The sequence below is a fragment of the Apibacter raozihei genome, from assembly GCF_004014855.1.
GTDB lineage: Bacteria > Bacteroidota > Bacteroidia > Flavobacteriales > Weeksellaceae > Apibacter > Apibacter raozihei.
Genome location: NZ_CP034930.1, coordinates 967,077 through 979,271, shown reverse-complemented (window position 1 = coordinate 979,271; position 12,195 = coordinate 967,077). Strand labels below are relative to the sequence as shown.

10 protein-coding genes are annotated in these 12,195 nt (G+C 33.6%); 4 read left to right on the top strand and 6 right to left on the bottom strand.

Annotation, left to right across the window (positions count from 1 at the left end; all coding sequences use genetic code 11):
* Nucleotides 1-24 precede the first annotated feature (24 nt).
* On the bottom strand, nucleotides 25-744 hold the full coding sequence (locus tag EOV51_RS04485) for a 3-ketoacyl-ACP reductase (protein WP_128150274.1): 720 nt from the start codon (nucleotides 742-744) through the stop codon (nucleotides 25-27).
* Between the two features lie 9 nt (nucleotides 745-753).
* Nucleotides 754-1,737, bottom strand: a complete 984-nt coding sequence (locus EOV51_RS04480) for an aldo/keto reductase (RefSeq protein WP_128150272.1) — start codon at nucleotides 1,735-1,737, stop codon at nucleotides 754-756.
* Nucleotides 1,738-2,118: 381 nt separating this feature from the next.
* Here EOV51_RS04480 and EOV51_RS04475 point away from each other — a divergent pair, with 381 nt between their 5' ends.
* Nucleotides 2,119-4,311 carry a glutamine synthetase III family protein gene (locus tag EOV51_RS04475; RefSeq protein WP_128150270.1) on the top strand — a complete coding sequence of 731 codons (2,193 nt, stop codon included), beginning with the start codon at nucleotides 2,119-2,121 and terminating at the stop codon, nucleotides 4,309-4,311.
* A 257-nt stretch (nucleotides 4,312-4,568) separates the two neighbouring features.
* Nucleotides 4,569-6,215 (top strand): fumarate hydratase, encoded by a 1,647-nt coding sequence (locus EOV51_RS04470; RefSeq protein ID WP_128150268.1) that lies wholly within the window; start codon nucleotides 4,569-4,571, stop codon nucleotides 6,213-6,215.
* A 161-nt stretch (nucleotides 6,216-6,376) separates the two neighbouring features.
* On the opposite strand, the gene EOV51_RS04465 is transcribed toward EOV51_RS04470, so the two are convergent.
* The 4 genes from EOV51_RS04465 to EOV51_RS04450 all read right to left on the bottom strand — a co-directional run bounded on the left by EOV51_RS04465 (nucleotide 6,377) and on the right by EOV51_RS04450 (nucleotide 10,695).
* Nucleotides 6,377-7,303, bottom strand: coding sequence for a carbohydrate kinase family protein (locus EOV51_RS04465; RefSeq protein WP_128150266.1), 927 nt, complete (start codon nucleotides 7,301-7,303; stop codon nucleotides 6,377-6,379).
* 10 nt (nucleotides 7,304-7,313) lie between these two features.
* Complete coding sequence (locus EOV51_RS04460; protein ID WP_128150265.1) at nucleotides 7,314-8,321, bottom strand: substrate-binding domain-containing protein; 1,008 nt, start codon at nucleotides 8,319-8,321, stop codon at nucleotides 7,314-7,316.
* A gap of 35 nt (nucleotides 8,322-8,356) precedes the next feature.
* Nucleotides 8,357-9,694: a sugar porter family MFS transporter gene (locus EOV51_RS04455; RefSeq protein ID WP_128150263.1), complete on the bottom strand. Its 1,338-nt coding sequence runs from the start codon at nucleotides 9,692-9,694 to the stop codon at nucleotides 8,357-8,359.
* Nucleotides 9,695-10,125: 431 nt separating this feature from the next.
* A complete protein-coding gene (locus EOV51_RS04450; protein WP_128150261.1) occupies nucleotides 10,126-10,695 on the bottom strand; it encodes a DUF4136 domain-containing protein in 570 nt (189 codons plus the stop codon).
* A 164-nt stretch (nucleotides 10,696-10,859) separates the two neighbouring features.
* On the opposite strand from EOV51_RS04450, the gene EOV51_RS04445 reads away from it, so the two are divergent.
* On the top strand, nucleotides 10,860-11,633 hold the full coding sequence (locus tag EOV51_RS04445; protein WP_128150259.1) for a threonine/serine exporter family protein: 774 nt from the start codon (nucleotides 10,860-10,862) through the stop codon (nucleotides 11,631-11,633).
* Nucleotides 11,620-12,195, top strand: a complete 576-nt coding sequence (locus EOV51_RS04440; protein ID WP_128150257.1) for a threonine/serine exporter family protein — start codon at nucleotides 11,620-11,622, stop codon at nucleotides 12,193-12,195. The genes EOV51_RS04445 and EOV51_RS04440 overlap by 14 nt, the downstream gene beginning before the upstream one ends.

The window sequence follows — 12,195 nt, the reverse complement described above, 5'->3', positions numbered from 1 at the left end:
GGACTATTTCAAGGTATATTTTGCTTACGGATTTGTAGACCACAAGGATGCTGAAGCCACAAATGCTCGTTTGTTTAATTTTAAAATATCAACCACTAAGTCAGCAAAATCCTGAGGTTGCAAAACTTTTTCAGGATTTCCGTCTGTTATCTTCAATTCTTTCACAGACATATCAGAAGCAATAGTGCTCGGAGTTAACGTAGTAACCCGTACATTATGCTTTCTCATTTCAAACATCAGGGATTCTGACAGTGAAATGAGTCCTGCTTTGGATACGCTGTACGCCGAAGTTGAAGCTCCTCCCTTCAGACCTGCTGTGGAAGATACGTTGATAATATCTCCACTCTTTTTTTCTATCATCGCCGGAAGAACCGACTGGGTTACGTAATAGGCTCCGAAGAGATTGGTCTGAACAATTCTCTGCCATTCTGAGGAATCCATCTCCAGAAAACCACCGAAAGCAGCTACTCCTGCATTATTAATTAAAATATCAAAAGTACCGAATTCCTGCTGTAATTTGTCCAGAGATTGATCTACTTCTGATTTTACTGCAATGTCAAAAACAGCATAAGAGGAACCAACTCCTTTAGATGCAAGTAATTCGGTGGTTTCCTTTAATGACTGTTCATTTCTTCCTGTAATAGCTACTTCTACTCCCTCTTCTGCTAAAGCTAATGCAACTGCTTTACCTAAACCTCTACTACCTCCGGTAACTAATGCCTTTTTTCCTTTCAAATTTTCCATATATAACTTTTATAATTTTGACAATTCCGAGTTGATAAACTCAATATGCTGAGAGGTTAACTTCAACTCAGCTGCTTTTGCGTTTTGAATGGTTTGTTCTGCATTCCTAGCTCCTGCCAGGGCAATAGTAATACCCGGCTGCTCAATAGTCCACTTTAAGACCAATTGTGCCAGCGTTGCTCCTTGCTCATCAGCAATCGGTTTTATTTTTTGAAGAAATGCATTTACTTTTTCTATGCTTTCGGGCTGATATATTTTCATTTCGCTTCTGGCATCTCCTTCTGCAAAAGAATGTCCAGGCTTTATCTTTCCGGTTAACAATCCTCTTTCCATGGGACTGTATGCTAAAATTGATTTTTGGCTATTTATACAATACGGTACAAGCTCCTCTTCTATTTTACGATTCATCATACTATAGGGAACCTGATCCGATACAATTTCACAAACCAAATCTGCTTCAGATACCTGAGAAGCAGAATAATTGCATACAGCAGCATATCTTATCTTCCCCTGCTCCTTCAATCGGGCTACAGCTTCAAAAGTTTCGTGAATGGGAGTTACAGTTTCAGGCCAGTGTATCTGATATAAGTCTATATAATCTGTTCCTAATCTTTTTAAACTTTGCTCGCATTCGTATATAACACTTTCTTTACCTGCATACTTATAAATATCAATAGCTTTTCCTGAATTATCTTTGCTGTGCATAGCCAGATCTCCTTTAGTCAGATCCCAACGCATTCCAAATTTGGTCAGAATTTGAACTTTATCTCTCGGTAAATCTTTAATGGCCTCCCCTACTATTTCCTCACTGGTTCCTTGCCCGTAAATGGGAGCTGTATCTATAGATGTCATTCCTACTTCATATCCGGCCTTGATTGCTTCCACAGATTGTTTCCTTTCTGTACCTCCCCACATCCAGCCTCCGGCAGCCCAGGCTCCGAAAGTAATTACTGAAACGGATAAGTCCGATTTTCCTAGTTTTCTGTATTCCATGTTTTTTACTGTTTTATTTGGATAAATTTACTAATTAAAATTGATTTTACTGGTTAATTTTGAGTTAAAAGAAACTACCAAATCTAACTTCAGGTAACCAGCAGAATTACTGATATTACAATTTATTCTTTTAATTTATAACTTTTTGGATTTAAACTGTCTGATAAATTTTACTTTTTATTTATTTATCAATTTTGCATTAAATGAGTACTGTAGGATTATAATATTGGCAAATACCTAAAAAAAATTGTTATTATTAAGAATACACATAGAAAAACGAAATTATTTAGTATCATTTAAAAACAATCTCATAAAAAACAAGGGGGTATCGCTCATATTTTTATTTTTATTTTTATATTTGCCCTACAAAAACATACCTTTATGTCAACATTACGATTTTATGCTTTAAAAAGACTTCCTTATCTACAACCCAGACGTATTGAAGTTCCAAAAAAATTATCTGAATTATATTGTGAACATGTATTCTCTGAATCGACGATGAGAGAATATTTAACCAAAGATGCTTATCAAAGCATTTTGGATGCTATGAAATATGGTAAAAAAATAACTCGTGAAATTGCTGATCAGGTAGCTGTAGCTATGAAAGATTGGGCAATGTCTAAAGGAGTAACTCACTATACACACTGGTTTCAACCCTTAACGGGAGAAACTGCAGAAAAACATGACTCATTTTTTAATCCGATTGGTGAAGGGCGTGCTATAGAAAGATTCAGCGGTTCTTTATTAATTCAGCAGGAACCAGATGCCTCCAGTTTTCCAAATGGAGGAATACGGAATACTTTTGAAGCCAGAGGATATACCGCATGGGATCCAACATCTCCGGCATTTATTATTGATACCACTCTGTGTATTCCTTCTATATTTGTTTCCTATACAGGAGAAACTCTGGATTACAAAACTCCTCTTCTAAGAGCTCTTCAATCTGTAGATGAAGCTGCAACAGAAGTATGTCAGGCCTATTTTGACAAAAATGTTACTAAAGTATATTCTACCTTAGGATGGGAACAGGAATATTTTCTGGTAGATTCTTCCTTATTTCAAACTCGTCCGGATTTAGTTTTAACGGGTAGAACTTTATTAGGTCATGCTCCGGCTAAAGGACAACAGCTGGAAGATCATTATTTCGGATCTATTCCTACCCGGGTTCGGAATTTCATGAAAGAATTAGAAATCGATTGCATGAAACTGGGAATTCCTGTTACTACAAGACATAATGAAGTGGCTCCTAATCAGTTCGAACTTGCGCCTCTATTTGAGGAGGCAAATCTGGCAGTAGATCATAATTCTCTACTGATGGATGTGATGAAAAAAGTAAGCAGAAGACACGGACTAAGCATTCTTTTCCATGAAAAACCTTTTGATGGTGTTAATGGAAGTGGAAAACACAATAACTGGTCATTGTCTACCGATACAGGTGAAAACTTGTTGAGTCCAGGAAAAAATCCGAAGAAAAATTTACAATTTCTGACATTTTTTATCAATACTATAAAAGCGGTTCATGACTATGGCGACTTATTACGTTCTGCAATTGCTTCTGCTGGTAACGATCACAGATTAGGTGCTAATGAAGCTCCTCCTGCCATCATTTCTATTTTTATTGGTTCTCAGTTAACTCGAGTTTTAGATGAACTTGAAAAGGTGACTAAAGGAAAATTATCTCCGGATGAAAAAACCGATCTTAAACTAAATATTGTTGGAAAAATTCCTGAATTGTTATTAGATAATACTGACAGAAACAGAACTTCACCGTTTGCTTTTACAGGTAATAAATTTGAATTCCGGGCTGTAGGTTCTCAGGCTAACTGTGGTGAACCGATGACTGTTCTTAATACAATCATGGCGTATCAGCTTCAAAAATTCAAAAAAGAAGTAGATGCTTTGGTAGAAAAAGGACTTAAAAAAGACGAAGCTATTTTCAATATTTTACGTGATTATATTAAAGCATCAAGAAAAATTTTATTTGAAGGCGACGGATATAGTGATGACTGGGTTAAAGAGGCAGAAAAAAGAGGTCTGGAAAATAGAAAAACAACTCCGGAGGCACTTAAATTTGAGCTGCAAAAGAACTTAATCGAACCTTTTGAACAATTAGGTATTTTAAGTACAAAGGAAATTGAGGCTCGAAATGAAATAAAACTTGAGAAATACTCAAAAATGATTTCTATTGAAGCCAAGGTTTTAGGTGATATGGCTCGTAATCATATTGTTCCTGTAGCTGTAGATTATCAAACTAAACTTATTGAGAATGCAAAAGGGCTGAAGGAAATTTTCGGGGAAAAGGAAATGAAAACCATGTGTAAAGAACAATTGGATTTGATAAAAACCATTTCAACTCATATTACGGAAATCAAAAGTAATGTTGATAAGCTATTTAAAGAGAGAGAAAAAGCTATTGAAATCGAAGATCCTTCCAAACAAGCGGAAGCTTTCTGTAATAAAGTTAAACCTATTTTCTCTTTATTGAGAGAACATTCTGATGCATTGGAAATGCTTATAGATAATGAAATGTGGCCTTTAACTAAGTACAGAGAGTTATTATTTACCATAAGATAATTGTAACCAATTATAAATTAATGTATTATTAAAATCCGGACATTTTTCCGGATTTTTTTATTTGCAATAATTAACCGGTTAAATCATCTGTCATGTAGTACACATGAATACAGAAATGGATGGAATATTAATAAAATTCTTATTTGTAATGATTATAAATATCATACTAATAATAAAAACCGTTTAAATATCATATTTTTACATTTACCCAATACTTAATTTTGCCATCATTCACATACTACAAACTAATAAAAAATATGGCAACAACTGAATTTAAGTATCAGGCTACTTTTGAACAAGGAAAGGATTCCACTGAGTATTATTTATTAACGAAGGATTACATATCTACCTCCGAATTTGATGGAAAGGAAATTTTAAAAATTGAGCCTGAAGGGCTTACACTGCTGGCACAGCATGCATTTCACAATGTAGAATTTTTACTCCGACCTGAACATCAGCAACAAGTTGCAACAATTTTATCAGATCCCGAAGCCAGCGAAAATGATAAATTTGTGGCTTTGACTTTCTTGAGAAATTCTGAGATTTCTTCCAAGGGTATACTTCCATTCTGTCAGGACACGGGTACAGCGATAATAATGGGTAAGAAAGGTCAGTACGTTTGGACAGGCGGAAAAGATGAAGAATCACTTTCAAGAGGAGTTTATAATACTTTTACAACAGATAACCTGAGATATTCACAGAATGCTCCTCTGGATATGTATCAAGAGGTCAACACAGGAACCAATCTACCTGCTCAAATCGATTTATATGCAACAGACGGACAGGAATATAAATTTTTATTTGTGGCTAAAGGGGGAGGTTCTGCCAATAAAACTTATTTATATCAGGAAACGAAAGCTTTACTTACTCCTGAAAAGCTGTTTTCATTTTTAGTTGATAAAATGAAATCTTTGGGTACTGCTGCCTGCCCTCCTTATCATATTGCTTTTGTTATCGGAGGAACCTCTGCAGAAACTAATCTTAAAACCGTTAAGTTAGCCTCTACTAAGTATTATGATAACCTGGCCACATCCGGAAATGAAGGAGGACGTGCTTTCCGCGATTTAGAAATGGAAAAAAGATTGTTAAAAGCAGCTCAGGAATTAGGGTTAGGTGCACAGTTCGGCGGTAAATTTTTCGCCCACGACATTCGTGTAATACGCCTTCCGCGACATGGTGCTTCCTGCCCAGTGGGAATGGGAGTTTCCTGTTCTGCCGATCGAAACATTAAAGCAAAAATCAATAAGGAGGGTATCTGGCTTGAAAAACTTGAGGATAATCCTGCCAGATTGATTCCTGAAGAATATCAGAAAGCAGGTGAAGCAGGTGGAATCAAAATTAATCTTGATCAGCCTATGAGCGAAATTCTAAAAGAATTATCTCAATACCCTGTTTCTACAAGATTGTCTCTTTCCGGAACCATTATCGTGGGTAGAGATATTGCTCATGCTAAATTACAGGAAAAAATAGATAATGGTGAAGGACTACCTTCGTATATTAAAGATCATCCTATATATTACGCAGGGCCTGCAAAAACGCCTCAAGGCTACGCCTCTGGTTCCATGGGACCTACCACAGCCGGAAGAATGGATTCCTATGTAGATTCTTTTCAATCGGAAGGAGGAAGTCTTATTATGATTGCTAAGGGTAACCGAAGCAAACAAGTTACTGATGCCTGTAAGAAACACGGAGGTTTTTATCTTGGCAGTATCGGCGGGCCTGCAGCAATACTGGCTCAATCCAATATTAAAAGTTTAGAATGCCTGGAATATCCTGAACTGGGAATGGAAGCTATATGGAAAATAGAAGTTGAAAATTTTCCAGCATTTATTCTGGTAGATAATAAGGGTAATGATTTTTTTGAACAGATTAAAACGAACAATTGCTCTTCGAATTGTCAATAAATATAATTTATAATTGAAAAAAGGCTGTGGGCAATTCCACAGCCTTTTTTTATAATTTTATAGAAATACTTTTAAATTATTAATGCTACTCAATAAATGAAAAGTCTGCCCTTTCTGAATGACAGGAACAGACTTTTTAAAGTGTTAATTAAGTTAATCGTTTAAATATGTACCTCTTTTTCAGTTCTGTTTTTTATAAAATCATGAAAATCGTTTATCTCATATACCGGACAAGCTCCTTCGTGATTAGTAATAAAAGCCCCTAAAGAGATAGCTTCTTTCATAGCTTCTGACGCAGAAAATCCGTTGACTTTTTTAGAAAGAAATCCAGCTAAAAAAGAATCACCACTACCCACCGTATCTTTTACTTCTACTTTTACTGCTTCAGAGAATATATATTGTTCTTTATCACAATATACTGCTCCTTTACTACCTTTAGTTATTATCAGCCCATCCAGATTGAAGCATTTCTGAACGTATTTTACAGCTTCTTCTTCTGTAGTATATTCTTTCCCTATCCATTCCAGTAATTGCCTTAATTCGGCTTTATTCATCTTTACTAAATCCGATTGTTTGATAAATTCTATTATTGATACTTGTGAAATATATGGAGGTCTTAAATTTATATCAAAAACTTTGTAAGGTGCCAGTTTTAATAACTGTAACAACGTATTTTTTGACACATTGTTTCTAGTTCCTAAACTTCCAAAAACAAAAGCGGAAGAGTTTTTAACCAGATTCTCATAATCATCTTTCCACTGAATAAAATCCCAGGCCACTGGTTCAACTATTGTATAATGGGCTTCATTATTTTCATCAATATCTGCTATAACTGTTCCGGTATCATATTCAGCATTTACCTGACATTCCTTTGTAGATATGGATGCTTCTTTAACGCGTGAAATTAATTCTTCTCCCAGCTTATCTTTACCTATACAGCTAATCATTCTTCCATCCACTCCCATTTTATTTAAATGGTATGCAACATTGAAGGGAGCACCCCCAATTTTTTTTCCTGAAGGAAATATATCCCATAATATTTCTCCGAAGCAAATTACTGACTTTTTTGTGTTTATATCATTTCCCATTTGTATGATTTTAGGTAGATTGTTTTATTATTAATTTTGAATTATAAACTCTTGGTTTGTACTTTAAATTTTTATTTTCGATGATTCCGGTAAGAATCTCAACAGATTCTCTGGCTATATCCTGCAAAGGCTGTTTTATATGAGTTACAGGAGTTTTAAAAATTTCAAAAGCTTCTGATTCATCAAAGGTTAACAAAGCTAATTCTTCAGGAATTTTGATATTCATAGTCATTATTTTTTTTAATCCTGAAATTGCAAGTTTATTAGTGGTAAAAAATAATGCATCTATTTTATCATCTGCAGAAAATAAATTTTCCAGCGCTAGATCTACTTCTTTTTGTATTTCAATTTCATTGATATATTTTACATTATCAGGATTGTCTGAAATGCCATGATCCTGCAAGGCTCTTTTGTAACCATTAACCCTTTCGTTTAAGTGAAGCAAATTTGTATTATAAGCTAAAACACCAATATTTTTTCTTCCTCTTTTTATTAAATGTTCAGTTGCCTGATAAGCTATACCATAATTATTAGTTGTAATTACCGGAACCTTCATATTTTCAAAATATCTATCTATTAAAACTAAAGGAGCCTTAGCTTTGATTAATTCTTGTATACACTTTTCAGATCCCTGAACCGGAGCTATGATAAAACCATCTACCTGCCTGTTCATAAATAAATCTATAAGCTGCTTAAGCTTTTCTGCTTTTTCATCTGAACTTCCTATAAGAACAACATATCCTTTCTTACTGACTTCATCTTCAATAATTCTTGCAATCTGAGAAGCGAACGGATTTGCTATATCCGCTACTAAGAGTGCAATAGAATTGGTCCGGTTAGATTTAAGACTTTGAGCAATCTTACTAGGTCTATAATTTAACTCTTTAGCGGCTTTTTTTATTTTTTTAGCCGTATCCTTATTAATTCTGTCTGTATGGCGCCCATTCATTACATAAGAAACCAATGCTGTAGATACACCTACTTTTAAAGCAACATCTTTAATTGAGACTCTTTTCATAGTTAAATTATCATTAAATTTTTAGTTTATCATTACTATAATCCTAGCTCTTTTTCAATTTGTTCCAATGATTTTCCCTTAGTTTCAGGAATCCAAATTCTAACAAATATAAACGCTATTACCGTAAATATACCAAAAATTCCAAACAATGCACTGTCTCCTAAGTCTGCTCTGATTATCGGGGCAAAATAAACGGTTAAAAAAGTACATCCCCAACTTACAGCTGTTGAAAAAGACATAGCCAAACCTTTAATCCTATTAGGATAAATCTCAGATATAATTACCCACATAACAGGTGCAAAAGAAGCCGCAAAGAAAGAAATATATCCTAAAAGAGCGATTAGAACTCCCCATGTATTTTTCTCGGATTGAGAAAAAGCAAAGGTAAGATATGCCAATGATACTATCATACCGAAAGCCCCCCATAACAATAAAGTTTTACGCCCTTTGGTATCAACTAATTTTAAAGCAACAATCGTCATTAAAACATTTACTAGTCCTACAACCATAGATTGTAACAATGCTGTGTCACCTCCTACACCTGCAGAGCGAAAAATATCAGGTGCAAAAATTAATACCGCATTGATTCCCGTTATTTGCTGAAATGCAGCAATAAGAGTTCCTATCAACACTATTTTTCCTGTTTTACCTGAAAATAGTTCTTTCAAACTGACTTTATCCTTATTCAATTCTGAATTTATTGAGTTTTCCATATCAGGAAGTTCATTATCTACATAATTTTTTCCCCCGATTTTTTGAAGTACTGAAACTGCCTGTTCTTTTTTATTATTAGCAAGCAACCATCTTGGACTTTCTGGAAAAGAAGTAAGAAGAAATATTAAATACAAAACACCAAATAATGCAGGAACAGCAAGCATATACCTCCAACTGTTTTCACCCAGGTTGATCAAAAAATAATCAAATACATATGCTAAAAATATACCTATAGTTATAGCAAATTGATTGAATGATACCAAGGTTCCTCGTTTACTTGCAGGCGAAATTTCAGATATATACATAGGCCCGACAACCGATGTTGCTCCTACAGCAAAACCGGAAAGAACCCTAAAAAAGGTTAAACCTGCAAAACCTTCTGCAAATGCACATCCTAAAGAAGAAATAACGTAAAGCAAAGCAGTCACCAACATTACTTTTTTTCTTCCGTATTTTTCAGCAAACTTTCCTGTAAAAAGTGCTCCTATTAAGCAACCAATCATTAAAAAACTAGCAACAGTACCCAGACCCGAATCACTTAAACTAAAGTCATTTTTTATTAAGTCATTAGCACCCGCTATACCTGCCATATTCAATCCGAATAACAGTCCCCCATTAACCGCTATAAAAGTAATCCAGTATAGATATTTGGTATTCATATTAAAAAAATTTAGTTAGACTTTTGTGGTTTATTTCGCAAATTTATTTTATTTAACCGTTTAAACAAAGAATTAAATAATGAATTTTATCATATTTTAACCTGTTACTAATTATAACGATATTTCTTATTAAAAAAATTATATGAAAGTACTTTATACAAAGCTATTTAAATAAAAAAAATCAATGAAAAATAATTTAGAAATTGTTAAGATAAATTAATTCGTTTTTCAGTTTAATATTAAACACTCTATAGTACTTATATTCTGTGAGTTTAATAAAATATACTATTTAGTAAACAAATATATTTTACTAAAAACGCTAAAAATTTAAACTGTTAAATAAAGAATGTAAAAAAAAATTTACTGCTTAGTATAAGAAAAAAGCTCTATCCTTAAGGATAGAGCTTTATGTTTATCTATTAAATTGCAAATCAATTGTAATAATTACTTTTCTTAGACTTAGTCTTTTTACTATTCATTTGAGGGGGATATTTTTTTAATAGTGATTGTATATTGGATGTATAAAAAGAGTTTTTAGCTTCTGATGTAGCATTATACGAAATTGTATTTACCGTCTGTCCTGTCCATATCAGCTTTTTGGTTATAGCATCATCAAAATCTATTTGAAAAGAATAATTCATTACTTTCTTACGAATTGGTATACCTACACTCGTACCAAGTCCAAACCACCTGCTACCACCCCCTAATCCAATGCTAGCAATGTTCGAAGTCCTATTCTCTGCCTGATTATAAACCTGAACAGCTATCAATATATCTGGATTGTTTATATCTTTTACCAAACCTTTGGAGTATAAAGCCTGATCTAAATTCCTTATAAAGTTTGCACTATCTATTTGATTAACCTTTAAATTATTATCGTTGTAATAATTATAGGTTTTAACATTATTAAAGTTAAACGACTGGTCATAATCAACTGCCAGGTTATTGGTCTGACAGCTTATTAATAAATAAAGTAATGAAACTAATGCAATATTTTTCATAATCTAATTCTTTAGGTTGTAAACAAATTTAATAATAACCATTAACGTAATCTATTACAATGCAAAAACTGTACAAATTTTGTGATTGTTATCATGTTTATCGTTTTTATATGAAAACTAGTCGTTGTTGTTATTAATTTTGCATTTCTATATCTTAATTATATATGAATAATTCCTCAATAGAAATAAAATTTGTTGGAGAATTCTTATCTGAAGTAGCGATAACGCTAATGATGAATGGAGCCAACACCTCCCGAACGTTGAAAAATACCCAAAGAATTGCACAAGGTCTGGGCTATGAAGCCGACTTTTTCTTTTCTCTTTCCGGGGTAGTCTTAAGCGTGAGAAATAAAGAAACCAACGAAATGCATACAATAGTAAGGGCTATTCCAAATATAGGAGTCAATTTTGAAATTATATCTGAGATAAGCATTTTATCATGGAGAGTAGTTAATGAAAAACTGGATGCATACCAGGTAAATGAACATTTTAACCGAATAAAAAAAATCCGACACTACTCAAAACCTAGCATATGGTTATTTGTAGGTTTAGCGGGTGCCAGCCTTAGCCGTATTTTGGGTGGAAGCTGGCCAGAATTTTTAATTACTTTTCTGGCAACTGTACTAGGGCTTATTATCCGGCAATTTTTCACAGAAAAAAAATTTAATATATTTATAGTATTTGCTTTAGCTTCTTTTACAGCAGTATCAACTGTAAACATTTTCAGAATTTTAACCGGATTAGATCTTAATAGTGCTTTTGCAGCCAGTGTGCTTTTTTTAATTCCGGGAGTTCCTCTTATCAATTCTTTTATTGATATTTTAGAAGGTTATGTAGCCCAAGGTATAGCCAGAGGGGTGCATGGATCTGTACTTATATTTGTTATTGCAATGGGCTTATTTTTATCATTATTTCTATTTGGTTATGGATTTCATTAATTTATTTACTTCACTTGAAGTATCTGTATGGGAAAAAATATTCTGGTCAATGTGGGTATCTCTCGGTTTTGCAGTGATATTTACGACACCCAGACGATCTATGTGGGTAGTTGCTGTTTTAGGTGGACTGGGATTTAGCTGCAGAGCTTTTTTACTACATTGGTTTGACGACCAAATTGTATTTGCCAGTTTTATTTCGGCAAGTCTTGTAGGAGTTTTAGGTGTCTATTTTGCGCATAAAGTACACACACCCCCTATTGTTTTCACGATACCTGCAGTTATTAATATTATTCCTGGAAAACCCGGATATGAATTTATGATTTCATTAATTGAAGTAATGACATTAAAAGAAGGAGAACCTCTACAGTTTAATTATTTGGTAGAAATGCTCGAAAAAGTTACCAGAACCGGTTTTACTTTGCTATCTCTTGCTTTTGGTGTTGTTTTTCCCCTACTTATTTTTAAAACCAGATCTGTTAAAAAAACTCATCTTGATCAATTATTTTTCTCAAAACTTAATGTTCTTAAAAAGAAAAAAAATTCAGAAACTTCGGAACACTAA

Excerpts from the sequence above, each read along its gene's own strand:
- EOV51_RS04485 (WP_128150274.1), bottom strand. The coding sequence starts at position 744 with ATGGAAAATTTGAAAGGAAAAAAGGCATTAGTTACCGGAGGTAGTAGA.
- EOV51_RS04480 (WP_128150272.1), bottom strand. The coding sequence starts at position 1,737 with ATGGAATACAGAAAACTAGGAAAATCGGACTTATCCGTTTCAGTAATT.
- EOV51_RS04475 (WP_128150270.1), top strand. The coding sequence starts at position 2,119 with ATGTCAACATTACGATTTTATGCTTTAAAAAGACTTCCTTATCTACAA.
- EOV51_RS04470 (WP_128150268.1), top strand. The coding sequence starts at position 4,569 with ATGGCAACAACTGAATTTAAGTATCAGGCTACTTTTGAACAAGGAAAG.
- EOV51_RS04465 (WP_128150266.1), bottom strand. The coding sequence starts at position 7,303 with ATGGGAAATGATATAAACACAAAAAAGTCAGTAATTTGCTTCGGAGAA.
- EOV51_RS04460 (WP_128150265.1), bottom strand. The coding sequence starts at position 8,321 with ATGAAAAGAGTCTCAATTAAAGATGTTGCTTTAAAAGTAGGTGTATCT.
- EOV51_RS04455 (WP_128150263.1), bottom strand. The coding sequence starts at position 9,694 with ATGAATACCAAATATCTATACTGGATTACTTTTATAGCGGTTAATGGG.
- EOV51_RS04450 (WP_128150261.1), bottom strand. The coding sequence starts at position 10,695 with ATGAAAAATATTGCATTAGTTTCATTACTTTATTTATTAATAAGCTGT.
- EOV51_RS04445 (WP_128150259.1), top strand. The coding sequence starts at position 10,860 with ATGAATAATTCCTCAATAGAAATAAAATTTGTTGGAGAATTCTTATCT.
- EOV51_RS04440 (WP_128150257.1), top strand. The coding sequence starts at position 11,620 with ATGGATTTCATTAATTTATTTACTTCACTTGAAGTATCTGTATGGGAA.